This window comes from Streptosporangium brasiliense, from assembly GCF_030811595.1.
Classification (GTDB): Bacteria; Actinomycetota; Actinomycetes; order Streptosporangiales; family Streptosporangiaceae; genus Streptosporangium; species Streptosporangium brasiliense.
Window position 1 is genome coordinate 1,452,130 of sequence record NZ_JAUSRB010000001.1, and the last position, 23,677, is coordinate 1,475,806.

Annotated in this window: 25 protein-coding genes and 1 tRNA gene; 12 read left to right on the forward strand and 14 right to left on the reverse strand. The window is 71.4% G+C overall.

Features of this window, described 5'->3' with window-relative positions; genetic code table 11:
- Positions 1-12: 12 nt before the first annotated feature.
- The 3 genes from J2S55_RS06470 to J2S55_RS06480 form a co-directional block, all read right to left on the reverse strand.
- Complete coding sequence (locus J2S55_RS06470) at positions 13-1,263, reverse strand: PP2C family protein-serine/threonine phosphatase (protein WP_370879596.1); 1,251 nt, start codon at positions 1,261-1,263, stop codon at positions 13-15.
- Between the two features lie 189 nt (positions 1,264-1,452).
- Positions 1,453-2,181 carry a YqjF family protein gene (locus tag J2S55_RS06475; protein ID WP_306858025.1) on the reverse strand — a complete coding sequence of 243 codons (729 nt, stop codon included), beginning with the start codon at positions 2,179-2,181 and terminating at the stop codon, positions 1,453-1,455.
- 124 nt (positions 2,182-2,305) lie between these two features.
- Entirely contained in the window at positions 2,306-2,890 is a 585-nt protein-coding gene (locus tag J2S55_RS06480) for a hemerythrin domain-containing protein (RefSeq protein WP_306858026.1), read from the reverse strand.
- A gap of 59 nt (positions 2,891-2,949) precedes the next feature.
- Here J2S55_RS06480 and J2S55_RS06485 point away from each other — a divergent pair, with 59 nt between their 5' ends.
- The 3 genes from J2S55_RS06485 (at position 2,950) to J2S55_RS06495 (ending at position 4,557) form a co-directional block, all read left to right on the forward strand.
- Positions 2,950-3,318, forward strand: coding sequence for a helix-turn-helix domain-containing protein (locus J2S55_RS06485; protein WP_306858027.1), 369 nt, complete (start codon positions 2,950-2,952; stop codon positions 3,316-3,318).
- Positions 3,319-3,510: 192 nt separating this feature from the next.
- Positions 3,511-3,864 (forward strand): OsmC family protein, encoded by a 354-nt coding sequence (locus J2S55_RS06490; RefSeq protein ID WP_306858028.1) that lies wholly within the window; start codon positions 3,511-3,513, stop codon positions 3,862-3,864.
- Between the two features lie 198 nt (positions 3,865-4,062).
- Positions 4,063-4,557 carry an NUDIX domain-containing protein gene (locus J2S55_RS06495; protein ID WP_306858029.1) on the forward strand — a complete coding sequence of 165 codons (495 nt, stop codon included), beginning with the start codon at positions 4,063-4,065 and terminating at the stop codon, positions 4,555-4,557.
- Positions 4,558-4,571: 14 nt separating this feature from the next.
- Here J2S55_RS06495 and J2S55_RS06500 read toward each other — a convergent pair whose 3' ends face one another.
- Positions 4,572-6,161, reverse strand: coding sequence for an arabinofuranosyltransferase AftB family protein (locus J2S55_RS06500; RefSeq protein ID WP_306858030.1), 1,590 nt, complete (start codon positions 6,159-6,161; stop codon positions 4,572-4,574).
- Between the two features lie 221 nt (positions 6,162-6,382).
- Between J2S55_RS06500 and J2S55_RS06505 the strand changes: the two genes are divergently transcribed.
- A complete protein-coding gene (locus tag J2S55_RS06505) occupies positions 6,383-6,532 on the forward strand; it encodes a hypothetical protein (protein WP_306858032.1) in 150 nt (49 codons plus the stop codon).
- 149 nt (positions 6,533-6,681) lie between these two features.
- Here the strand turns inward: J2S55_RS06505 and pruA are convergent, their stop codons facing one another.
- Entirely contained in the window at positions 6,682-8,307 is a 1,626-nt protein-coding gene (gene pruA / locus J2S55_RS06510) for an L-glutamate gamma-semialdehyde dehydrogenase (protein WP_306858034.1), read from the reverse strand.
- A complete protein-coding gene (locus J2S55_RS06515) occupies positions 8,307-9,233 on the reverse strand; it encodes a proline dehydrogenase family protein (protein WP_306858036.1) in 927 nt (308 codons plus the stop codon). Before J2S55_RS06515 ends, pruA begins: the two co-directional genes overlap by 1 nt.
- 94 nt (positions 9,234-9,327) lie before the next feature.
- Here J2S55_RS06515 and J2S55_RS06520 point away from each other — a divergent pair, with 94 nt between their 5' ends.
- Positions 9,328-10,395, forward strand: coding sequence for a PucR family transcriptional regulator (locus J2S55_RS06520; protein ID WP_306858038.1), 1,068 nt, complete (start codon positions 9,328-9,330; stop codon positions 10,393-10,395).
- 100 nt (positions 10,396-10,495) lie between these two features.
- Positions 10,496-11,503 (forward strand): hypothetical protein, encoded by a 1,008-nt coding sequence (locus J2S55_RS06525; RefSeq protein ID WP_306858040.1) that lies wholly within the window; start codon positions 10,496-10,498, stop codon positions 11,501-11,503.
- A 228-nt stretch (positions 11,504-11,731) separates the two neighbouring features.
- On the opposite strand, the gene J2S55_RS06530 is transcribed toward J2S55_RS06525, so the two are convergent.
- Complete coding sequence (locus tag J2S55_RS06530; protein ID WP_306858042.1) at positions 11,732-12,883, reverse strand: glycosyltransferase; 1,152 nt, start codon at positions 12,881-12,883, stop codon at positions 11,732-11,734.
- Positions 12,884-13,221: 338 nt separating this feature from the next.
- Positions 13,222-15,081 (reverse strand): SpoIIE family protein phosphatase, encoded by a 1,860-nt coding sequence (locus J2S55_RS06535; protein ID WP_306858044.1) that lies wholly within the window; start codon positions 15,079-15,081, stop codon positions 13,222-13,224.
- Between the two features lie 126 nt (positions 15,082-15,207).
- On the opposite strand from J2S55_RS06535, the gene J2S55_RS06540 reads away from it, so the two are divergent.
- Complete coding sequence (locus J2S55_RS06540; protein ID WP_306858046.1) at positions 15,208-15,924, forward strand: GAF and ANTAR domain-containing protein; 717 nt, start codon at positions 15,208-15,210, stop codon at positions 15,922-15,924.
- Between the two features lie 221 nt (positions 15,925-16,145).
- Here the strand turns inward: J2S55_RS06540 and J2S55_RS06545 are convergent, their stop codons facing one another.
- Positions 16,146-16,517 (reverse strand): STAS domain-containing protein, encoded by a 372-nt coding sequence (locus J2S55_RS06545; RefSeq protein WP_306858048.1) that lies wholly within the window; start codon positions 16,515-16,517, stop codon positions 16,146-16,148.
- Between the two features lie 192 nt (positions 16,518-16,709).
- On the opposite strand from J2S55_RS06545, the gene J2S55_RS06550 reads away from it, so the two are divergent.
- The 3 genes from J2S55_RS06550 to J2S55_RS06560 all read left to right on the forward strand — a co-directional run bounded on the left by J2S55_RS06550 (position 16,710) and on the right by J2S55_RS06560 (position 19,452).
- Positions 16,710-17,486, forward strand: coding sequence for a SigB/SigF/SigG family RNA polymerase sigma factor (locus J2S55_RS06550; protein WP_306858050.1), 777 nt, complete (start codon positions 16,710-16,712; stop codon positions 17,484-17,486).
- 119 nt (positions 17,487-17,605) lie between these two features.
- Positions 17,606-18,061: an ATP-binding protein gene (locus J2S55_RS06555; RefSeq protein WP_306858052.1), complete on the forward strand. Its 456-nt coding sequence runs from the start codon at positions 17,606-17,608 to the stop codon at positions 18,059-18,061.
- A gap of 65 nt (positions 18,062-18,126) precedes the next feature.
- On the forward strand, positions 18,127-19,452 hold the full coding sequence (locus J2S55_RS06560; RefSeq protein ID WP_306858054.1) for an NAD(P)/FAD-dependent oxidoreductase: 1,326 nt from the start codon (positions 18,127-18,129) through the stop codon (positions 19,450-19,452).
- 273 nt (positions 19,453-19,725) lie between these two features.
- Here the strand turns inward: J2S55_RS06560 and J2S55_RS06565 are convergent, their stop codons facing one another.
- From J2S55_RS06565 to J2S55_RS06580, 4 genes are all read right to left on the reverse strand, one after another.
- Complete coding sequence (locus J2S55_RS06565) at positions 19,726-19,917, reverse strand: hypothetical protein (RefSeq protein ID WP_306858056.1); 192 nt, start codon at positions 19,915-19,917, stop codon at positions 19,726-19,728.
- Between the two features lie 3 nt (positions 19,918-19,920).
- Positions 19,921-20,559 (reverse strand): hypothetical protein, encoded by a 639-nt coding sequence (locus J2S55_RS06570; protein WP_306858058.1) that lies wholly within the window; start codon positions 20,557-20,559, stop codon positions 19,921-19,923.
- 6 nt (positions 20,560-20,565) lie between these two features.
- Complete coding sequence (locus J2S55_RS06575; protein WP_306858059.1) at positions 20,566-21,204, reverse strand: hypothetical protein; 639 nt, start codon at positions 21,202-21,204, stop codon at positions 20,566-20,568.
- Positions 21,205-21,560: 356 nt separating this feature from the next.
- The gene (locus J2S55_RS06580; RefSeq protein ID WP_306858061.1) at positions 21,561-22,004 is read right to left on the reverse strand and encodes a hypothetical protein; all 444 of its coding nucleotides are present in this window, start codon (positions 22,002-22,004) and stop codon (positions 21,561-21,563) included.
- A 113-nt stretch (positions 22,005-22,117) separates the two neighbouring features.
- Here J2S55_RS06580 and J2S55_RS06585 point away from each other — a divergent pair.
- Positions 22,118-22,194: transfer RNA gene (locus tag J2S55_RS06585), tRNA-Pro, on the forward strand.
- A gap of 496 nt (positions 22,195-22,690) precedes the next feature.
- A complete protein-coding gene (locus J2S55_RS06590) occupies positions 22,691-22,954 on the forward strand; it encodes a hypothetical protein (protein ID WP_306858063.1) in 264 nt (87 codons plus the stop codon).
- Positions 22,955-23,130: 176 nt separating this feature from the next.
- On the opposite strand, the gene J2S55_RS06595 is transcribed toward J2S55_RS06590, so the two are convergent.
- On the reverse strand, positions 23,131-23,616 hold the full coding sequence (locus J2S55_RS06595) for a winged helix-turn-helix transcriptional regulator (protein ID WP_306858064.1): 486 nt from the start codon (positions 23,614-23,616) through the stop codon (positions 23,131-23,133).
- Between the last annotated feature and the right edge of the window lie 61 nt (positions 23,617-23,677).

Below are 23,677 nucleotides of genomic sequence, written 5' to 3' on the forward strand. Positions count from 1 at the left end.
ACGCCGGGCCCGTCACATGCGCAGCCGGCGTTGGGCGGTGCCCTGCCATTCGGTCAGCAGGACGGTGGCGTCGTCCTGGAGCCGGCCGTCGTGGTAGTCGAGCACGCTGTGAGTGAGACGGCGCAGGGTCTCGGGGACCGGCAGGCCGTCGGCGGTGCGGCGGATGATGAAGTCGACGAAGCGCTCCAGGCCGAACTCCTGCCCGGAGGCGTTGCGGGCCTCGGTGATGCCGTCGGTGTAGAGCAGCAGCCGGTCGCCGGGCTCCAGCTGCTGGCGGCACAAGGCGACCGGGATGCCCAGGTCCAGGCCCAGGGGGTGGGCGGGCCGGCAGGCCAGCATGGTGATCCACCGGCCGCCCCGGATCACCACCGGCGGATGGTGGCCGCGGTTGACCCAGCTCAGCACTCCGGTGGAGGTGTCCAGGTCGGCCAGGACCGCGGTGACGAACCGGGTCGCCCGGCCGAACTCGGCGATCAGGACGGCCTCGATCATCTCGCTGTTCTCGGCCAGGCCGGCTCCTCGGCGCCGGTTGTTGCGGCAGGCGGCCACGGCCAGGCTCGCGGTCAGCCCGGCCGAGACGTCGTGGCCCATCGCGTCGAAGATCCCCAGATGCGCGACGTCGCCGGCGATGGCGTAGTCGAAGGCGTCCCCACCGACCTCGTACGCCGGCTCCAAGGCCGCGCTGATCACCACCTCGGCGTTGGCGAAGGTCAGCGGCGGCATCAGGTTCCACTGCATCTCCGCGGCCACATGCATCGGCCGGGTGCGCACCAGCCGGGCGTAGGAGTCGCTGTAGGGGCGTTTGCTGACCACCAGCAACGCCACCAGCGATGCCAGGGCCCGCATCGCCTCCCGGGTCGTCTCGTCGGCGTCCGAGGCGCTGACGCGCAGCACCCCGAGGCGCTCGGTGCCGTCCAGCAGCGGCACCCACCAGTGATCGGCCTCGCCGCCGGCGCCGGACCGGGGAAGCACCTCTATCTGCTGGAAAGCCCGTCCGGCCAGCGTCCCGTCGATCTGCAGCTCGTCGATCCGCCCGGCTGTCTCCTGGCCGCTCTCCCCGCCCTGCCCGCCGGCGTCCTCGCCATGGCCGGTCAGCAGCCGCAGCACGTTCTGCTGCAGGTCGGCCAGGTAGATCAGCACCTCGTCCAGGCCGGCGTGGGCGGCGTGCACGGCGACCAGGGACGGCAGCCGCTCCAGCGCGATCAGGTGGCCGGCCTCCAGCAGTCCGCTCAGCATCCGCGCCGTGCCGCGCTGGGCGTTCACGACATCACCTCCGCCTGCATGCGACCACCCACGTCCGTCGACGGCCTCCGTACAGAGACGATTGTTCACCCCGGGTAAGTCCGGAGCGCAGATCACAAAACGACCGGAGGCAGCGCTTTACCGGCCCATGAACCCCTGATCCCCGCTCCGTGGCAACGGCCCGGCACTCCCGCCTCAAGAGGTCGGGCACTACGGCCGGCTCCTGCTCCACATTCCCACCCGTACCCGTACTCCCGGGGAGGCGTGCAGGATCGGATCGTGGTCCGGGGCCGTGAGCCCGCCCGCCTGCAGGAGCCCCTGGTCGAGATGTGTCAGCCGGGCGCGGCGCAGCGGCCACGGCCGGTGCTCGACCTCGGCGTGGGCCAGCCCGCCGCCGATGACGGTGAACAGCCGGTAGCGTTCGGTGAGGAAGTCCGTCAGCCCGTCCCGTTCGGAGTCGGCCAGAGGCGCGCCCCACTCCACGTCGGCGTCGCACCGGGCGCCGGCAGAGCCCCCTGGCCGGCGGCGCCGGCAGCGGTAGACGCGCCGTCCGCCCTCAACGCGCACCGACATGTCGGACCAGTGGTAGGGCAGCCGGTAGCCGGCCCGGGCGCCGATGACGGGGAGGAGGCGCCCGGCGTCCAGCGACAGGAACCACAGGCCGCTCCGCCCCCACGCGTCCTTCACGTACGTGCGCACGTTCGTCTCGGGAAACGTGGACAGCCACGGCAGCACCGGCGCTCCGGGCACTCGTACGTTCTCCATGAGGAAGGGCGTCAGACCGACCCAGGCCGAGCCGTCGAACTCCTCCACCGTGAGCCCGTCGGGGAGCAACGGCTGGACCAGGGCGGAGGGGTAGCGCCAGTGAACGAAGGTCATCTGAGACCACTGGTGGTACATCACCGGCCAGACGCCCCGCGGGGACTGTGTCGTTCGCATCCCGCGCCCCTACCCCCGGGAAGCCGGTCCAGTGCGGTGCCCGGCGGATCCGCCACCCGGCGGCCGGCCCGCGCGCCCGACGTGGATCGGGGGCGCGGGCCGTACCGCCCCGGAGAGGGGTCTGTCAGTTCTCCTTGCCCATGGCCTTGCGGATCACGTCGCGGGCCCGGTCCATGATCGCGATCGGCGTGCCGACCAGCAGGTTCTTGGTCGCCGACTCGACACCCGGGTGCGGGTGGGTCGGCGCCAGCGCCTCGGCGGCCTTCACCGCGGCCGCCATCGCGCGGCGCTCGGCCTCGGTGGTCCGCGCGCGCAGTTGGGCGAACTCGTAGCGCTCCTCGGCACTCGCGTGGGCCGTCACCGCCGCGCGCAGCGCGGTGAGATCGGCCAGGAACCGCGGGTCGTCCGCCCCCGCCTCGTCCATGTGGGCGAGGAGCTGCTTGGCCTCGTTCTCCTCGGCCAGCCGGTCCTCGACGACGGCTTCACCGCCGTCGATCTTACGGCGGATGTAGGGGTGGACGACCTCCTCCTCGGCCGTCTCGTGTACGGCCAGCAGCCGCACCAGCCGCTGGAACGGCTCCGCGCGCTCGCCCGCGGGCGCGTTCTCGACCTCGTCGAAAAGGTCCCGGATGAGCGCGTGCTGTCGCAGCAGCAGGTCCACGACGTCGTTCTCGCCCATCGACTCAGGGGCGGTCCGGTGATCATTCATGGGGTGCTCCCTTCACGCGGGTCGCCCTACCCCAACCGGTCCCGCCTATCTGTCCGTGCGTGCCATCGTTCAGGCCTACCGCCCGGCCATCTCGACGAGGGCCTGGTCAAGACGAGTCGCTGATCCTGACCGACCTGGCGGCCCACGCGCGCACCAGCGTGCGGACCCTGACCCGCAGGTTCCACGCCGAGACGGGGCTGAGCCCGCTGCAGTGGCTGCTCCACCAGCGGGTCCAGCGAGCCAGGGAGCTGCTGGAGACCACGGCACTGCTCATGGACCAGGTGGCCCGGCAGAGCGGCCTGGGCAGCGCCGACTCGCTGCGCCAGCACCTGCTGAGGCGCCTGGGCGTCAGCCCCAGCGCCTACCGCGCCGGCTTCACCCGCCGGGAGGCCGCCCGCGCGCTCCCGGACGGACCTGCGGAGCGTTGACGTCGCGGACGGTTGGGACGTCGGCCCTGTTCACCGGGTATGCCGGGCATGCCGGGCCTGTCCACCGGGTATGGGGTCCGGGCGGCACCGATCCGGAGTCCCTTGCGGGAACAGCCGGCCGTGAGTTCTGGACACGCCGGGACGGCGGGGTGAGGACCCGGGCGGGCGCGGCGTCGTTGATGTCGGTACGGGGTGACAGGGGAAGACCCGGCGATCGGAGGTGACGGCACCCTCGCCTGTTCGGGTGACATGCTGCTCGAAGCCCTGGTGGCCTGTGCCGGAGTGACGCTGAGAGCGGTGGCCACCGCCCTGGACCACCCGGTCCGCGGGGGCTCCCTCCGGGCCGAGGGCGATCTGGACTTCCGCGGCACGCTCGGCGTCAGCAAGGACGCCCCGGTGGGTTTCGCGGGGATACGGCTCAGTTTCGAGCTTGAGGGCGACCTCACCCAGGAGCAGCGGACACGGCTGATCGAGCTGACCGAACGGTACCGCGTCGTCGCGCAGTCCCTGCGCCTGTCCGTCCCGTGCGTCATGACCCTGGCCTGAGCCGTCCACGGCCCGGGAGCACCGGTGAGGGGAAAGCCCCTCCGCCCCCTCCGCCCCCTCCGCCTCTGTGGCCTCCCTGACCGGCCGGACGCGATTCCGTGCCGTCTCCGGCTTCCCGGCATCGCGGGATCAAGGATCCGTCAAGCCTGCGGAGGCTCCCGTACGGGACCCGTACCCATCTGGTCTAGTCTCACAGGCGTGACGGTCAGGAACTCGCACTGCTCCTTCTGTGGTGAGGCGTTCGCCTCCGGCCAGGCTTGGCCGCGGACCTGCTCCGCCTGCCGGAACACCGTCTACCTCAACCCGCTGCCGGTCGCGGTGATGGTGCTGCCGGTGGACGACAGCCTGCTCGTGGTCCGCCGTGACATCGAACCGCACCGCGGCGGGCTCGCCCTGCCCGGCGGCTTCATCGACATGGGCGAGTCCTGGCAGCAGGCGTCCGTCCGAGAGCTCCGGGAGGAGACGGGTGTCGTCGTCGACGCGGACGACGTCCGGCTGTTCGATGTGCTCAGCGCTCCCGACGGCACCGTGCTGATCTTCGCCGTGGGGCCGCGGATCGGCTCGGCAGCCCTCCCGCCGGTCGCGTCCACGGCCGAGACGACGGAGTGGTTGCTGATCGACGGGCCGCGGGAGCTGGCCTTCCCGCTGCACACCCGGATCGTGGCGGAATACTTCGTACGGAAATCCCTGTGAGCCCAGGTAAGTGCTCACGACGGGCAGGAGGCGTTCGCGGTGGGGAATCGAAAGGCCGTGCGCGCCGGGGCGCCCACCAGGTTGTCCCAGAAGCGGCGCGGCGTCAGCGGGGCCCTCGCGGCGTCCAGCAGGTCCCGGAACCCGCCGGTGGCCATCTCACCCCTGATCCGGTCCACCTCGGCCCGGAACCGCTCGTCCGGCAGCGGAGTCCCCGGGGCCATGTAGTCGGCGAAGACGTACTCGGCGGGAAGCGGCTTCTCGTGACCGACCCGCTGCCCGCAGGCCGTCGCCATATGACTGCCGAGGGCGTTGGCCAGGCCAAGTTGGTCGATGACGAGGACGTCCAGTGGGAACGACGCGCTCAGTGTGCCCAGAACCTTGCCCGCCACAGCCAGGCGCGCGGGCTGGTCGGCGCGGAGCGGCACCGGCCCCATGTCAGGCACGTGCAAGCCAGTGGCGTTCTCCGTGCTCAGTGGGGCCGGCCTGGCGCGGACGTAGGACTCGGCGGTGACCGGATGCGGGTCCCGGGTCTCGAGTACGTAGAAACCGCGTTCGTCGGCGATCCCGTCCGGCCCGACGGCCTGCCCGTACGGCACGCTCAGCACCGCGGCGCAGACCACGGCCCACAGCGCCACAGTCGCACAGGCGAGCGCGGCGATGGCGCGCAGCGGCAGAACCATGGCGGGAAGCAGGAGAAGTAAGAGAACCGGCAGCATCATCCGGCCGTGCATGAAGTCGCCACCGACCCGCAGGACATACAGCAGCATCAGCAGCCCGACCGTGAGCGGGACTGCCGACACGATGAGGTCGCGGCGCGTACGGCAGGCCCACAGTGAAAGCGGGATCACCGCCAGCAGGGGGCCCGCGAGCTGATAGGTCAGCATGGTGTCCCCGGCGTAGATCAGGCCGCGTGCCCACCGGCTCTCGCCGGCCTCCTTGGCAAGGGCGGTGTTGGGTACGAGGAGCCCGTAGTAGCCCATTCGGAAGATCTGGTAGGCCACCGGCAGGGCCAGGGAGATCATGAACCAGCGGACGACGGTGCGCCACCCCGGCCGCCGCAGCACGAGCAGCGCGCCGAAGAAGACCGGATAGGCCAGGACCAGCTCCGGCCGGACCAGCGGCGCCAGACCGAGGACGAGCACCAGGGGGAGCGCAGGTCCTCCCGGAGCCGCCCGGACCAGCAACCACCAGGACGAACTTATCCATAGAAACACCAGCCCGGTCTCCAGGCCGGAGGTGGCGAACTCCCAGAACGGCGGCAGCGCGAGGACTATCAGCACCCCGGCGGGCAGCAACCAGTGCGAGCCGCCGTGCAGGCGCACGGTACCGGCTACGGCGAACAACATGGCGCCGACTGTGCACGCGAGGCCGAGCAACACCGCGACGTAGGCCACGTCGCCCCGGCTCAGCCAGGAGACCACCGCGACCAGATAGGTCCAGGCGGTGCTGGTGTTGGCCTCGACGCGTTCGTCGATGTTGAAGACCGGTCCGTTGCCCGCGAGTAACTGCCGGACGGTCCGCACGGCGATGAGGCCGTCGTCGCTGATCCACCGGTTCTGCCATCCGGCGAAGGCCATCACGGCTGCGGCCACCACCATGATCATTCGGTTCCATGCCCGTGCCCGTCGCGGTGATCGCGTGACAGCGGAAGCGTGATCGACGTACACGAGCGGGGGCACGGCATCCTCCGTACTGATCGCATTACGCTTACCGCCGGGATCCCCATAAGGCGGGCATCGGCCGTCCTGCTACGAGCAGGACCTTATCGGAGCACTGCCCGTAGTTGATCAAGCTGAGATGACTCAAGGCCGACTGCCTGTGCCGGATGTTGCAGCGGGTGATCCAGGCGAAGAGCTCCAAACAGGAGCAGGCACCGGTTGTCGTACCGGTCCACCTGCTGCGCGCGGCGTACGGGCCCGGCCGGTACCGGCTCGACGTCGGCGCGGTGTGGGTGGGGTCGATGCCGTGGCTGTGACCGGCGAAGTGAAGGCGGAGTGAACGAGCGACGCCCGGGTCTCGAAATTCGAGACCCGGGCGTCGTCGTCTACCGCGGGCTGTTCGGCGGTGCCGTTCGAACAGCCGGGCTCTCTCGGGCCGGGCCGCCGCCGGCCGGGCCGCGGGAGGTCAGCCCATGTGCGGGTAGCGGTGGTCGACCGGCGGGACGAACGTCTCCTTGATCGTGCGGGCGTTGACCCAGCGGATCAGGTTGAAGATCGAGCCGGCCTTGTCGTTGGTGCCCGAGGCGCGGGCGCCGCCGAAGGGCTGCTGGCCGACGACGGCGCCGGTGGGCTTGTCGTTGACGTAGAAGTTGCCCGCCGCGAAGCGCAGCCGCTCCGACGCCGAGGCGATCGCGTAGCGGTCCTGGGCGATGACCGAACCGGTCAGCGCGTACGGGGAGACGCTCTCCATCTGGTCGAGCACCGCGTCGAAGTCGGCGTCGTCGTAGACGTGCACGCCGAGGATCGGACCGAAGTACTCCCTGGTGAAGATCTCGTCGGTCGGGTCGGCCGACTCCAGGATGGTCGGCTTCACGAAGTAGCCGGTGGAGTCGTCGTAGGAGCCGGTCAGCACGTTGATCGAGTCGAGCCCGCGGGCCCGGTCGATCGCGGCCTTGTGCTTGGCGAAGGCCCGCCCGTCGATGACCGCGCCCATGAAGGTCGACATGTCGGCGGCCACGTCGCCGACGGTCAGCGACTCGGAGATGCCGACGAGGTCGTCACGGATCAGCGACCAGACCGAGCGCGGGACGTAGGCGCGGGAGGCCGCCGAGCACTTCTGCCCCTGGTACTCGAACGCGCCGCGGACCAGCGCGGTGGTCAGCACCGCCGGGTCGGCCGAGGGGTGGGCCAGCACGAAGTCCTTGCCGCCGGTCTCGCCGACCAGGCGCGGGTAGGACCGGTAGGAGGCGATGTTGGCGCCCACCGTGGACCACAGGTGCTGGAAGGTCGCGGTGGATCCGGTGAAGTGGATGCCGGCCAGGTCCGGGTGGGCCGTGGCGACCTCGGAGACGGCGGCGCCGTTGCCGGTCACCATGTTGATGACGCCCGGCGGGAGCCCGGCCTCCTCCAGCAGGCGCATGGTGAAGTGCGCGGCGAACTGCTGGGTGGGGGAGGGCTTCCAGACGACGACGTTGCCCATCAGGGCCGGCGCCGACGGCAGGTTGCCGGCGATGGCGGTGAAGTTGAACGGCGTGATCGCCAGGACGAAGCCCTCCAGCGGGCGGTACTCCATCCGGTTCCACACGCCCGGGGACGACACCGGCTGGTCGCTGTAGAGCTGGCGCGCGTAGGCCACGTTGAAACGCAGGAAGTCGATCAGCTCACAGGCGGAGTCGATCTCGGCCTGCTGCGCCGACTTCGACTGGCCCAGGACCGTGGCGCCGTTCAGCGTCTGCCGGTACGGCCCGGCCAGCAGGTCGGCGGCCTTGAGGAAGATCGCGGCGCGCTCGTCGAACGACAGGGCGCGCCAGGCGGGCGCGGCCTTGCGCGCGGCGTCGATCGCGGCGCGCACGTCGTCGGCGGTGGCGTCAGCCGTACGGCCGAGCACGGAGGCGTGGTTGTGCGGCTGGACCACGTCGATGGAGGCGCCGCCGGCCATCCGCTGCTCGCCGCCGATCGTCATGGTCAGGTCGAGCTGGGCTCCGGCCAGTTCCTTGACGCGGTTCTCGAGCGCCGCACGCTCGGCGCTGCCCGGCCCGTAGCCGAGCACCGGCTCGTTGGCGGGGGTAGGAACGTTGGAGATGGCATCCATCACTTGCCTCCAAGGGCACGAAGAAAGAAGGCGATGTTGGCCGGGCGCTCGGCGAGGCGGCGCATGAAGTAGCCGTACCAGTCGTCGCCGTAGGGGATGTAGACGCGCATGGTGTGGCCGGCACCGGCCAGGGCCTGCTGCTTGTCGGTGCGGATCCCGTAGAGCATCTGGTATTCGTACTCGCCCAGGGATCGGCCGAAACGGTCGGCCAGGGTCTCGGTGATCGAGATGAGCCGGTCGTCGTGCGTCCCCACCATGGGGTAACCCTTCCCCGCCATGAGGATCCGCAGACAGCGGACGTAGGCCTTGTCGACCTCGACCTTGTTCTGGTGGGCCACCGTGGCGGGTTCGGCGTAGGCGCCCTTGACCAGGCGGACCCGCGAGCCCTCGTGGGACAGGTCGCGGCAGTCCGCCTCGGTGCGGAACAGGTATGCCTGGAGGGCGACGCCGGCGGAGGGGTAGTCCTCGCGCACCGCCCGCAGGATGCCCAGCGTGGAGTCGACCGTGGTGTGGTCCTCCATGTCGAAGGTCACGTTCGCCCCCGAGGCGTGGGCGGCCTCGCAGATGCGGCGGGCGTTCTCCAGAGCGATCTTGTCGCCGTCCCCGCCGAGCGCCTGGCCGACCGCCGAGAGCTTCACCGAGACCTCGGCGCGGTCGCCGAGCCCCAGCCCGCGCAGCGCGTCGAGCAGCACGATGTAGGCGTCCGCCGTCTGGGCGGCGGCTCCGGCGTCCCGGGTCTCCTCGCCCAGGTGGTCGACGGTGACGGCGAGACCGGCGCCGGTCAGCCGGCGGATGGCCTCGACCGCGTCCTGGGTGGTCTCGCCCGCGACGAAGCGGTCGACGACCTTGCGGGTCAGCGGGACGCCGGACACCGCGCGCCGGACGAGCGGCACCCGCGAACCGGCGAGAAGAAGGGAACCGAGCATGCTTTCAGACTAAAACCCCTGTTCAGATAGGGCTCATGTGCATCTGCCACGAGCGCTGGAACCGCTGTTCATACAGATGCACAACAATGGGAGGGTGTTGCAGGAGACAGTCGACGAGATCGCCGCCAGGCTCGGGGCTTCCGCCACGATTGAAGATCGTTCGTTCCAGCTCCTGGCCTATGCCGCGCAGAGCGGCGACATCGACGTGGTGCGCCAGGAGTCGATCCTGCGCCGCCGCGCGACGGAGGAGGTGCGGTCCTACTTCGAGGGATACGGCATCGCCGCCGCGCGCGGCCCGGTCCGCATCCCCGCCGACGCCGAGCTGGGCGTCCTGGCCCGCGTGTGCGTGCCGCTGCGCCACCACGAGGTCACCTACGGCTACCTGTGGCTGCTGGACGACGGCACCCTCGACGGTGACGCGCTCGCCTCGGTGTCGGGCCTGGTCGCCCGGGTCGCCGCGGCGCTCGCCCAGGAGGCCCGCAGCCGCCAGGACCTGGGCCGGAACCTGCGGGAGCTGTTCTCCCCCGACGCCGACGAGCGCTCCTGGGCGCTGTCCCAGCTCGACGTGCACGGCCCGGTGACCGCCATCGCCGTCCGCACCTCGCTGGAGCGGGTGGCCGCGCTCTGGACCCTCCCGCGCGGCGTGCTCTCCGACCCCGGCCTGCCCGTCCAGGGGGAGCCGCTGGTCGCGCTGCTCGCCCCGGCGGCCCAGGCCTGGCAGCTGGCCGGCCGGGTCCAGTCCATGTACGGCACGGCCGCCGGGGTCGGGGACGCCCGGGCCGACCCCGCGCAGGCCTGGCGGAGCTGGCGGGAGGCCGTGCAGGCGCTCAGGGTGGCCGACCGGGTGCCCGCCCTCGCCCCCGTCGCGGCCTGGTCCGACCTCGGCGTCTACCGGACGCTGGCCCGCCTGTCCCAGGCCGAGCTGCGCGAGCTGGCGGGGGAGACCGCCGGGCTGGCCGTGGACCCGGAGCTGGCCAGGAGCGTGGAGGGTTACCTCGACCGGGCGGGCCAGGTCCAGGCGGCCGCGGCGGCGCTCGGCGTGCACCGCCAGACGCTCTACTACCGGCTGGGCAAGGCCGAGCGGCTCATCGGCCGCGACCTGGCCGACGGCGAGGACCGGCTGCTGGTCCATCTCAGCCTCAAGGCGGCCCGCCTGCTCTAGCGATGTGCTGTCCTCTGCCCGCATGGTCCAGCGATGTGCCGTTCTCGGGCCGCCGGTGACCGGTGTGTTCCCCGGCTCCCGTCTGTGCGAGCATGCGCCTATGAGCGACGCTGATCCGGTACGGCAGGCGCTGTCGAGGCTGGTGGACTCCGGCGAGCTCCGTGCCGAGCAGGTGGAGCCGGTCGCCCGGGCCGTGCACGAGGCCCTGCGCGAGCGGCCGGCCGGCGGCGTGCGGTGGAGCGAGATCGTCTCCTACGTCGGCGGCGGGCTCGTCCTCGCCGGGGCGGCCACCTTCGTCGGCCTGGGGTGGGACCGGATGTCCCAACCGGCGAGGATCGCGGTGCTCGCGGTCATCACCGCCCTGCTGCTGGCGGCCGCCGCCTGGCTGGGCCGGATGGCCTGGACGGCGACCGGCCGGACGGCCGCCGTGCAGCGCAGGGTCGCCGCCACGCTCGCCGCGCTGGGCTCGGCGACGGCCGCCCTCTGCGCGGGGGTCGTCGCCGAGCACGACGAGGTGCTGGCCGGTGGCGCGGTGGGACTGGCCGTCGCGGCCGCCGCCTACGTGGCGCTGCCCACCGCGGTCGGCCTGCTGGCCTGCGGGGCCCTGGCTCTGGTCGCCGTCACCGGCTTGCTGGAGGCGTTCGCCCGGCCGGAGAGCGCCGCGTGGGGGGCCGGTTACGTCGCGCTGGGCGCGCTCGTCCTGGCCCTCGCCCTCGCCGGGCGCCTGGTCCCGCGCCCGCTCGCCCTGGGTATGGGCGCGGTCATCGCACTGGCCGGAGGGCAGTGGCCGTTGCTGTGGGATGAGCAGACCTGGGGCTACTCGGTGACCGCGCTGATCGCGCTGGCCTGCCTGGCGCTGTACGGCAGGGAACGCGCCTGGGTGCTGATCGTCGCGGGCGTGACCGGGCTGACGCTGGCGGTCCCCGAGGCCGTCTGGCACTGGACCGGCGGGGCCGTCGGCGGCGCCGTGATCCTCGTCCTGGCCGGGGCCGTCCTGCTGACCGCCGCCGGCCTCGGCGTTCTGCTGCACCGCCGTACCGCGCCGGGACAGGAAAGGCCGGGACAAGCAGCGCCGGGACAGGACGAGCAGGGACGGGCCGAGGGGTAAGGGAGCCGAGGGGTAAGGGAGCGGAACGACTCCGCCGTGCCGCCGCGCTGCCGTGCGGTGCGACGGACGGTAGGGGACGGGGGACCAGCCGGATCTACCGCCCGGGACCGGGCAGGGAAGCCGGACTTGAAAGCCGGACTTGAAAGCCGGGCAGGGAAGCGCCGGACATGAGAACGCCGGACATGAGAACTGGGGCCCCCGTATGGGGACCCCAGCAGGTGTGGCCGGTCAGTGCCGCGCGGCGAGCGCGTTCTCGTAGACCTGGACGAGCTCCTGGCTGATCCGCTCCCAGGAGTAGCGGGAGCGGGCGCGGTCGGCGCCGGCGAAGCCGAGCGCGGTGCGCCGGGTGGGGTCGGCGAGCAGCTCGCGGATGAGGCGCGAGGTCCGGGCCGGACGGTCCGCCGGCACCAGCAGGCCCGTCACCCCGTCCACGACGGAGTCGAGGTGGGCGCCCACCGCCGAGGCGATGACCGGCACGCCGCACGCCATGGCCTCCAGCGCGACGACGCCGGTCGAGGTCTCCTGCGGCAGCGAGACGACCACGTCGGCGCTGCGCATCAGCTTGGGCACCGAGGTGTGCGGGACCTGCCCGAGCAGGGTGACCCGGTCCTCCACGCCGACCTCCTTGGCCAGCAGCATGACGCGGTGCGCGTCGGCGTCGTGCGGCAGCGCCGCGGCCTCCGGTCCGCCGGCGATGAGCAGTTCGGCGTCGGGGATGCCCTCCAGCGCGCGGATGGCGGTGTAGACGCCCTTTTCCTTGGTCAGCGGCCCGACGTGGAGCAGGCGGGGCCGGGTGCCGCGGGCCGCGGCCGGGCCCTGGCGCCGGAACCGCTCGACGTCGACGCCGCAGGGGATGACCGAGATGTTGCGGCGCGGCACGCCCAGCCGGATCAGCGTGGACTCCTCGTCCCCGCATCCGGCGATCACCGCGCTGGCCCGGCGGCCGATCGCGCGCTGCACCCGGACCTTCTTGGCGTCGTGGGTGTGCTCGCTGCTGAAGCTCTGGGTGAACGGGACGCCGAGACCGTCGGCTCCCGCGATGGCGGCCAGGCCGCCGGTCCAGGAGTGGGCGTGGATGACGTCCGGGCGGTCCTGCCCCCAGCGGCGCATGAGCTGGTCGCCGAGGTCGGGCAGGTAGGGCAGGACACTGTCCTCGGGAAGGTCCTCCGCCGGCCCGGCGGGCAGGTTCTCCAGCGTGACCCCCTGCGACACCCGCACCCGCGGCTTGTCGGAGTCGGAGTGCCGGCGGGTGTAGATCGTGACCTTGTGCTCCCGGCCCAGCTCGCGGGCGACGGCGAGGAGGTGGGCACGCTGCGCGGCGATGTCGGACTGGCTCTGGGAGGAGGACAGCGCGTCGGAGGAGACGAATGCAATATTCACGGCACACCTCTGGGAGGAGATAGGCATGGAAAGCCTGTGATTCCTTCAGGGGTGCCTGCGTCTTAGGCACACGTCTGTATGAGAGAAAACATACCCGGATTCCCGCCGCCGGCAAACCTCAATTTCTCCCGCTCCGCCGCGGTTTCCCGGGGCGGGCGCCGGCCGTGCCCGCCCCTGCCGGTCATCTGCCCAGGTCGGCACGGATGTCCTGGGCGCCGCGAGTCACCGGGAGCACCGTGCCTCACCGGGAGCACCGCGCCGTGGGGCGGGCGAGGCGCGCGGGGCGGGTGAGTCACACGGCGCGCAGGGCGAGGGGCGAGGGGCGCGGGGCGGGTGAGTCACACGGCGCGCAGGGCGAGGATCACGATCTCGTCCCACACCCGTCCGCCGGAGAAGGCGTGCCGGTCCTCCTCCACGGCCTTGACCACCGTGGCCGGGGACTGCGCCACGCAGCGCGCGAGCACGTCGGCCAGGCGGTTCTCGCCGTACGGCTCGCCCTGCTCGTTCTGCGAGGCGACCAGCCCGTCGGAGTAGAAGACCAGCGTCTGGCCCGAGGACAGCGTGAGCTCCTCGCTGAACATCTCGGCCTCGGCGGCGATGCCGAGCGGCACGCCGCCGCCGGCGGTGAACCGCACCGAGCCGTCGGACTGCAGGATCGCGGCGGGATGGTGCCCCGCGCTGGCCAGTTTGATCCTGCGCGCCCGGATGAACCCCGCCACCGCCATCACGAACATGCCGCTGTGCTGCACCGTCAGCGCGTGGTTCAGCTTGCGCAGCGCCTCGCCCGGATCGGACTCCCAGACGCTGAGGACGCGCAGCCCGTTGCGGACCATGGCGCTGACCGACGCGGCCTCCTCGCCCTTGCCCGCCGCGCCGCCCAGGGCGAACCCCCACCCGTCCCGCACGGGGAAGACGTCGTAGAACTCGGCCCCGACCAGGCTGGAGCCCGCGTGATAGATCGCCGCCGCCTCGAATCCGGGGATGTCCGGCAGGCTCCGCGGCACCACGCTGGTGCGCAGCGCGTCGGCGGCCTGGGACCGCGTCTGGAAGCTGCGCCGGGCGCGCAGGGCGAGTCCGAGGTGGACGCCGATCTCCTCCATCAGGCCCAGGTCGGCCAGGGAGAACGGCTCGCGGTCGCGCAGCCGTAGGAGGGTGAGGGCGCCCAGCGCGCCGCCGTCACCCTGGATCGGCACGATCAGCGCCGAGGCGGCGCCCATGACCCGCAGCAGCGGCGGCCCGCCGGGCACCTCGCCGAGCAGCGTCTCGTCCTCCAGCATCTCGTGGACCACGCCCGAGCCGCCGGTCAGCACGTGGGCGACGGCCGGCGCGGTCAGCGGGGTCATCCCCTCGATCAGCCGGATCAAGTCGGTCACCGGCTTGTCGCCCGGGCCCAGCACGCAGGCCCGCCGGGGCACGCCGTCGCGGACCACGTCGGCGATCACCCAGTCGGCGCTCTCGGCCGCCAGCAGCCGTGCGGCCCGGGTGACGGTCACCGGCTGGCGCAGGCTCTCCTCGTCGAGCAGCAGACGGGTCATCGCGGACAGCAGCTCCTGGCGGCGGGCGGCGGCCATGACCAGGGAGGCGTCCGACCGGTCGACCGGTCCCCTGGGGGCGCCGGCCACCTGAGCCTCCAGCGGGAGGATCACGACGGCGGTCATCTCCTGCGGCTCGCCCGGCATCGTCAGCCGGGTGAGGGCGAGCTGCACCGTGTGCGCGCGGCCCTGGTGGGCCAGCCGCGTCTGGAACGTCGCGGTCTGCCCTCCCTGCTGCACCGCCGTCAGGTGCGAGCGGAACGCCGCGCGCCGGGAGACGTCGACGAACAGCGGGAAGGAGCGCCCGATCAGATAGCCGGCCGGGCTGCCCAACATCTGGGAGGTCTCCGCGCTGATGCGCCGGACCACCCCCGAGGCGTCCAGCACCACCACGGGGACGGGGAAGGTGCGGAACACCTGCCGCAGCAGCTTTAGCTCCCGCTGCGACCCGCTCTCCCGCTCACCGGACCGCTTGGGCGCCTTGCGCAGCTCGCGCAGGGACGTCTCCAGCAGCTCGCGGGCGGTGTCGAGCTCCGCCAGCGCGGCGTCGAGTGTGGACCGGGGATCGGCTGGGTAGGCGGACCTGGTCTCGCGCAGGGAGGAGACCCTGGTCGTCAGCGCGCTCAGCGCTTGCTCCAGGGCCTGAAGGCCAATGGCGTCGGTCAATGTTCGTCCTCGTCAGCGGCCGGGATGGGACTGGCCCCGTCGTAGACGGTACGCCACCCGGTGGGTCGGATCGATGCGCGGTCAGATAGTGATTAAGTTAGCGAAATCAGGAAGGGGTTCCGTGACATGGAGATGGTCACTCCCGTTCTCGCCCGGGACCTCGCCGCGCTCGGCAGGGTCAGCGAGGAGACCTCGAGCGAGAGCGTGCTGCGCGGGCTCACCACCACCCTCGCCGGCGACGTGCCCGGCTGCGCGGGCGGTTCGGCCGAGCTGTGGCGTGCCGAGCGCCTGGTCGTCTCGGCCTCGCACAGCGAGCTCATCGTGCTCGTCGACAGCGAGGGTGAGCTGGGACAGGGGCCCTCCGCCGAGGCCCGAGCCACCGGCCGTCACGTGATCATCCAGGACGTGCTGCGCGAGTCGCGCTGGCCGGACTACGCCGGCATGGCGGTCCGCTGCGGGATCCGCTCGGTCCTGGCCCTGCCGATCACCGTCGAGCGCGCCGTCCTGGTCCTCGGCCTGTACGGCGTGCGTCCCGGCGTCTTCGCGGCCCGGAGCGTCCCCCCGCTGGCCGACATGCTCGCCGAGCAGGTGGGCGTGGCGCTGGCCAACATGTGGGACTACGACGAGGTCAGGACCGACGCCGCCCAGATGCAGGAGGCGCTGGCCGGCCGGGCGATCATCGACCAGGCCAAGGGCATCATCATGAAGTCCAGCGGCTGCTCGGCCGAGGCCGCCTTCGACGAACTGCGCAGGATCTCCCAGCACCACCAGGTGAAGGTAGCCGACCTGGCCCGGCTGCTGGTCGACGAGCACCAGCGGAACCGGGGCGGGCGAGCCGGCTGAGAGGACGGCGCCCTGAGCGAGATGCCCGGGAGGCCCTGAGCGAGATGCCCGGGAGACGGCGCCCCGGGGGCGAGGTGCCGGGGGAGGGAGCTGTCCGGGAGGCCGGCGTGTCGCGGCGGCGCCGTGGCCGCCGGGAGGGAGCTCCGGCCGCCGTGGACCCCCGGGCCGCAGGGCGCCGTGGACACCCGGGCCGGACGGCGGGGGAGCGGGTGGGGAGCGGGCTAACCGAACGCGGCGAGCGCGTCCTCGACCGTGTCGTAGAGGGGCAGGCGCTGGGCCAGGCCGGTGATCCACATCACCTTGGTCTTGGCGTATTCCACGCCGATGAGGGCGAATTTCCCCCCGGAGTTGGTGCTGAGCTGCCAGTGATGGACGATGAGCCCGAGCGCGCGGGAGTCCATGAACGTCACCCCGCCCAGGTCCAGCGCCATGTCCGGGCCGTGCTCGGCGACCTCGGCCGCCAGGTAGTCGGCGAACTGGTCCCTGGTCGTCGCGTCCAGCAGGCCCGTCACCCGGATCACATTGACCCCACTGACCAGCGCCGACGTCAGAGTCAGGGCCGCCGCTCTCTCGCCGTTCTCCGACACCGTCACTCAGGTCCTCCTCGCCATTTGATTAGCAACCTTACTGTTACCTGAGAGCGAGCAATACTCCCGGAATCGGGGTAATACTAGAACCGAGGTCCAGCAGAGGGCCTCGCCTCGAAAAGTGGTCGAGGCGATGCCGTCTGCCCGGATGCTGTTCCGAGCTGCCGGTGTCGTCCGACAGTTATACAAGGAGCAGCAATGTCTGTTCAGGCCCTCGAACTCACCGACATGACCGCCGAGGAACTCCTCGCCGAGATGGTTCTGCCCGAGGTCTCCGAATACCGCGCCGAGCGTCTGCGCGAGCGGATCGTCGAGATGCACCGGCCACTCGCCATGGAGATCGCCCGCCGCTACCGCTACCGGGGCGAGCCCTTGGAGGACCTCCTCCAGGCCGCGTACGTCGGGTTGATGAAGGCCATCAACGGATTCGACCCCACCCTCGGCCACGCCTTCCGCGGCTACGCCGTGGTCACCATGACCGGTGAGGTCAAGCGCCACTTCCGTGACCGCACCTGGGCCATCCGGGTGCCCCGCGTCTACCAGGAGCGCAGGGCCGAGCTGAACCGGCTGGTCGCCGATCTCAGCCAGGACCTGGGCCGGTCGCCGACGATCGCCGAGCTCGCCGCGAAGATGAACATCTCCGAGGAGGACGTCCTGCTCACCCTCGACGCCTCGGCCGCCTACAGCGCCCTCTCGCTCGACGCGCCGCTCGGCGCAGACGACGACGCGGCCGCGCTGGGCGACGTCATCCCCGACGAGGACGACGCGCTGGGCGTCCTGGTGGACCGCGAGGCGGTCAAGCCGCTGATCGACAAGCTGCCGACGCGCGAGAAGAACATCCTCCTGCTGCGGTTCTTCGGCAACATGACCCAGGCGGAGATCGCCGCCGAGTTCGGGATCTCCCAGATGCACGTCTCCCGTATCCTGCGGAAGGTCCTGGACCAGCTCCGCGAGGAACTCGTCGCCGAATGCTGAATACACGGCCCCTCACCGGGCACCCCAGTCGGCGACGGCAGGAGTGGCATAGGGTGCGTTTGAATGATCCCCAGGCGCCGGGGAAGATGGCGCGGTGGGACAGGGGAGGCGGATCTCGCGTGAACGAGGACGGTGTTCGTCCGGCTCGCTTCCTGGCGAGCGGCGCCCGTTCCCGGCCCGTCCCCGCCGGAGCCGCCGTGGCGGAGATCGCCTTCTGCCTCCCCGACCTGCCCGACGTGCGCGACTTCGCCACCGTCCAGGCCATGCGGAGCGGGATGTCGCAGGAGAGCCTGGCCGACTTCCTCGTGGCGGTCAACGAGGTCGCCACCAACGCCGTCACCCACGGCCATGCCACGGCCAAGGCCGTGCTGCGGATGTGGACCGTCGGCCGCACCCTCGTCGTGGAGATCCACGACGAGGGGCAGTGGTCCCCTGACGGGCCCCCGGGCGACACGCCGCCCGCGCCCTATGCCACCAGCGGCATGGGGCTCTGGGTGGCCCGGATGATCAGTTCCGACATCAAGTTCGAGACCGGGGCGGCCGGGACGTTCATCACGATGTCCTTCAAAGTCTGAAACGGCTTTTTCCGACATAAGACCCTTATCGGTCCGAATCTGCTTTTTTGGGTACAAGCCGGTTTATGACAGCACCTGTCCGGATATTGATCGTCGGCGGCGGCTATGTCGGCATGTACGTCGCCCTGCGGCTCCAGCGCAAACTCCGGCGCGGCGAGGCCCGCATCACCGTCATCAACATCGACTCATACATGACCTACCAGCCGTTCCTCCCGGAGGCGGCGGCAGGCAACGTCGAGGCCAGGCACGTCGTCGTGTCCCTGCGCCGGGTCCTGAACAAGTGCGAGATCCTCAACGGCTGGGTGGCCGGCATCGACCCCGTCGCCCACACCGCCGACCTGCGCCTGTACGAGGGCCCCGGCCGTACCCTGTCCTACGACATCCTGGTCTTCGCGCCGGGCTCCATCTCCCGGACCCTGCCCATCCCGGGCCTGGCCGAGTGGGGCATCGGCTTCAAGAACGTCGAGGAGGCCATCCACCTCCGCGACCACGTGCTCGCCCAGCTCGACCTGGCCGAGTCCACCACCGACAGTGCCGTCCGGTCCAGGGCGCTGACCTTCGTCTTCGTCGGCGCGGGCTTCGCCGGCGTCGAGGCACTGGCCGAGCTGGAGGACATGGCCCGCGACGTCTGCCGCTACTACCCGACGGTGGACCCCGGCGACATGCGCTGGTTCCTGGTGGAGGCCACCGACCGCATCCTTCCCGAGGTCGGCCCCGAGATGGGCCGCTGGACGCTGGAGCAGCTCCGCGGGCGGGGGATCGACGTGCGCATCAACACCCGGCTGAGCTCCGCCGAGGAAGGGCACATCGTGCTCGACGACGGCACCGAGTTCGACACCGACACCCTGGTGTGGACCGCCGGGGTCAGGCCGAACCCCCTCGTGCACCACAGCGGGCTCCCGCTGGACGACAAGAGCCGGGTGAAGGCGACCGCGGAACTGGCCGTCGAGGGCTTCCCCGACGTCTTCACCGCGGGGGACTGCGCCGCCGTGCCCGACCTCACCAGGCCGGGGGAGATGTGCGCGCCCAACGCCCAGAACGCCGTACGGCAGGCCCGCCGGCTGGCCGACAACGTGGTGGCCACGCTCCGGGGCAGGGAGCGCAGGCCCTACCGGCACGCCTACGCCGGGTCGGTGGCCAGCCTGGGACTGCACCAGGGGGTCGCCCAGATCTACGGCCGCAAGATCCGCGGCCTGCCCGCCTGGTTCATGCACCGGACCTACCATCTGTCGCGGGTCCCCACCGTGAACAAGAAGGTCCGGGTGATGACCGACTGGACCCTGGGGCTGTTCTTCCGCAGGGAGACCGTCTCGCTCGGCGCGATAACCCGTCCCCGCCAGGAGTTCGAGCTCGCCGCCCGGACCGAGTCCGGCGTCCCGGCGTCCCGCTGACCCGTCCCGGCCTCTCCGAGGGGCCCTACTTGAAGGCCCGTCCGGGGCTTCTCCTCAAGGGCCCGTCCGGGGCTTCTCCTGAAGGGCCCGTCCGGGGCTTCTCCTGAAGGGGGGCCCTCCGGTGTCTCTCCTCAAGGGGCCGTCCGGGCCGCTCCGGCCGGAGGGGACGCCGTCCGTGTGGACGGTGCCCCCTCCGCGCGTTCCTGTCCCGGCCGCGTCCCCGTCCGCTCCGCCGGGGCGATCGGCGCGGGCCGCGGGCTCTCAGACGGGTCCTCAGCGCCTGCGGCGCCAGCTTCCTCCATTCCCGCTCCGCACGCCCGCCGTACCGACTCCGGCCTGGTGCAGCGCGAGCAGGAGCAGGCCGAGGAGCAGGAAGGTCGTGCCGCTGATGCCGCCGATCCTGGTGTTGATCAGATCAAGGAGAAGGCCGAGGCCGAACACGACCGCGGCAGCGATTGCGAGCATGGGTCACCTCGTCCCGCTGGTCAGGGTCAGGAGCTGCTCCAGTGTCGCCCGGTAGTCGCGCAGGGCGGTACGGAGCTGCTCGGTGTCGTTGTGGTCGTTGTTCTTCCAGCGGCCCTGGAGCTCGGCGGTCCGGGCCTCTAGCGCGGTCCGCAGCGAGGTCGTGATCTCCCCGACGAGGGAGTCGGCGCGTTCCACCGAGTCACGCGGGTCGTCGACGAAACCGGCCTGGACCTCCTGCCAGCGCCGCCGTACCTGTTCGGAGTCGTGATCGAAGAGGGGGCCGCCGGTGGTGTCGGCGCTGTGCGTGACGTCCGGGATGTGTGCGGCGTCGGTGGTGTGCCCGGTGTGCCCGGTGTCCGCCGGGTCGGGCCGGTCGGCGTGGGCCGCCGCCTGACCGGGCACCGGAAGGCCCGCGGGCCTGTCCGCGATCACCGTCGGCGTGTCGTCGTCGTCCAGGTCGCCGCGGCGGCCGTCGTCCAGGCCGTCGCGGCGCTCCGGGAGCACCCCGCCGTGACGCGGCTCCTGGGAGCTGTGACGCGGTTCCTGGGTGGCGGGCATCCCGTCGGCGCGCTGGGGCGGGATGCTCAGATCGTCGTCATCGTGCTTGTAGACCAGGCGGTCTTCATGCTGCCGGTCGTTCATGTGGGATCACCGTCCTCGGGGGTCGTGGCGGCCGGTCCGCCCGTCGTCGTTGGTCGTCTCTCCCGCGCGCGGACCGGTGTGCCGCGCGGAGGGGCCGCCGTTGACCGCGCCCTCGGGGGCCGCGAGCAGCTCCTCGAACAGGACGCGGTAGTGGACCATGGCCTGCCGGAGCTCCTCGGTGGAGGCCTCCTTGTGGGCGGCGCGGCTGCTGATCTCGTGAGCCTGCCGGTAGTGGCCGAGAGTGCGGCCGTGTGCCACCGAAAGGTCGGACAGGCGCTGCTCGAAGTCATCGGTCGGATAGCCCCGCTCCGCCATCACGGAGGTCACCAGGTGATCGGCCTCGGTCACCGCGAAACCCGGAGCGTCCACGAACCGCTCCTGGACCTCCATCCACTTCTTGGCGTAGGCGTCACGTGTCCCGGAGTCGAGCGGCCGGATGTCGAGGGAGTTGACACGCTGCTCGCGGGCGATGAGCTCCTGCTCGGCCTCGTGCCGTGTGTCGCGCTCCCGCAGGGCGCGTTCGTACTCGGGGCCGAATCGATCGCGGAGTCGGTGCCGGCGTCGCTGTTGCAGTACGGCATAGCCGACTGCGATGATCGCCACCACCGCGACCACGATGACGGCCACCCAGATCACAGTGGACATGGCTGCCTCCGGTCGTGTAAGCGGTTGTCCCCGTGCGCTGCCCCGGAGACAAGCCTCGAAACCGGCCGCCCATGTCGGCGCCCGCCATCAAAAATTTTCTGAACCGGTGTTTTGTCGAGCTTTTCCGGACGGCCGGCGGCTTCGGCGCGGTCTTTCCGTCCAGCGGTCCAGTGGTCCGGCGGTCGCGGTGATACGCGCGCCCGCGCGGTTCGGCTCGCGCGGGTTCGGCCCGTGCAGGTTTGGCCCGCGCGGGTTCGAACCGTGTGGTTCAGGCCGCGTGGTTCAGGCCGTGCGGGTTCGGGGCGTGCGGTTCGGGTGGCGTGGGTTCGAACCGTGCGGGTTCGAACCGTGCGGGTTCAGGCCGGGTCCTGGTCCCGCGCGGGCTCCAGCGTCCTGCGGGCCGCGGCCAGGACCGTCTCGACGAGCGACCGCCCGGGGACGGCCGGGATCTCGTGGAACCCCCGGTCCGGCTCGTAGGCGACGTCCAGGCCGTCGGCCACCAGCCGGTCGGCCCAGCGCAGCGCGGTGTTGAGCTTCTCCGAGGGGATCGCGCGTCCCTGGGCCACGGACGACAGGTTGCGCAGGTTCGTGGCCGGGCCCGACTGGCTGTGCGAGCGGTCCAGCTTCCATGGGATCGCCCGGGAGTGGTCGAGCATCGGCTTGGAGAGCCCCGCGGCCCTCTTGGCCTGCAGGATTCCCGATTCGCTCACTCCGAACCGCGCGGCCAGCTCCGCGTTGGACAGCCCTTGCCGGACGAGCCGTCGCAGCTCGTCCTGGTCGATCAGCGCTCTGCGCCCCACCTGCACCCCGTCTCTCGCGTGATCACATCCGCCGGCTGGACGCCTTGGCGTGCGCACGTCCAGCCGATCTGCGCTAAGGTTATGACGTCCCGCCCGAGAGGGCGCAGGACAACCGGGACGTAGCGCAGCTTGGTAGCGCACTTGACTGGGGGTCAAGGGGTCGCAGGTTCAAATCCTGTCGTCCCGACCAGGTTCTCACTGGTCGGCAAGGGTGTCACCCGCAAGGGAGACACCCTTTCTGCATTGCGGGGCACGGTTTTCTGCATTGTGGGCACGTTCTGCACCGTGGGGCACGGACCGGGTGATCTCCGGGTCCTCGGAGAAGTGCAGAATCCGACCGGGTCCGGCCGCATGATCCGTGTCCACCGTCCCGTCCCGCGGAGCGGATGAGCCCGCGCACCCTTCCGGACAGCCGTCCCGTGCCCGGGATGCCCTACCTGCCCGAGCGGGCTGGACCGACCGGCGTCAGGGGTGGGCCGGCCGGAGCGTGGCCGCCGGCTGGATCGCCGGCACACCCTCCGGCGCCAACCGGACGCCGCGCACCATGGGTCCGAGCGTTCCGAGGGCGTCTGATCGCCCAGCCGGGAGCCGTCGAACGGCGGGCCAGGGCTTCCGTAAGCACTTAGGGTGATGATTTAATCACTTGGTGTGACCATGGCAGTTGTTCCCCCAGAGAAAGACACACCATGATCAAAACAGCACTGAAGGCCGGGGCTGCGGCACTCACGGCAGCCGCGCTGCTCGCCGCGCCGGCCCTCTCGGCCCCCGTCCAGGCCGCGACCGTCGACGCGACCAGCCAGATGCCTGCCGGCGATGATGTCTACCGTGACTGGTACACCAGCCACTCCAACTGCGTGACGGCCGGTCAGGGCGGAATCGACCGGGGCCACTGGGATCACTACACCTGTTCCGAAGGCGATTGGCTCTGGCACCTGTGGACCAACCGCTGAACGGCGCGGACCTCGTCGGCCGCAAGGTGCCCCCGCCGCCCTGACCAGGGTGAACGGCGGAACACCGGTTAACTGGATCTACGTCGTGATGGAGCCCGGACCGCACGCCAGCGGTCCGGGCTCCGTCGTCGGGCGCCGGAACGGCGGGCCGACCGCCTGCCGCCTGGCGGCTGGGGTCACGTCCGGGGGGACGCCGCCGCGTCGGGCTTGCGGACCCCGGTCGACTCGACGGTGAGCGCGGTGCCGGCGGCGTCGCGGGGCTGGAGTTCGGGCACGATCGCCCCGCGCTCGTCGACGAGCACCGAGTGCGGCTCGTGAGGGGCGAACAGGTGGCGTTCGCCCCACTGGCGCAGGGCGACGACCGTGGCGAACAGATTCCGTCCGGCCTCGGTCAGGACATACTCCTGCCGTTTGCCCGAGGGGGCCGTCCGGCGGGCCAGAATGCCGTGCTCGACGAGGCGGCGCAGGCGGACGCTGAGGATGTTGCGCGCCACGCCGAGGCGTTCCTGGAAGTCGGTGAACGCGCGTGCGCCGTCCATCGCATCGCGGATGATCAGCAGGGTCCACCGGTCACCGATCAGGTCGACCGTGCGTGCCACCGGGCAGGTGGAGTCGGTCCACCGGCCGCCCGGAGGGGTCGGTGCGGGTTGCTCGCCGGTCATGCGCCACCTCCAAAGAGTTGCGATTTGAAACTATTATGCCTTACCTTCAATCAGTTGCATT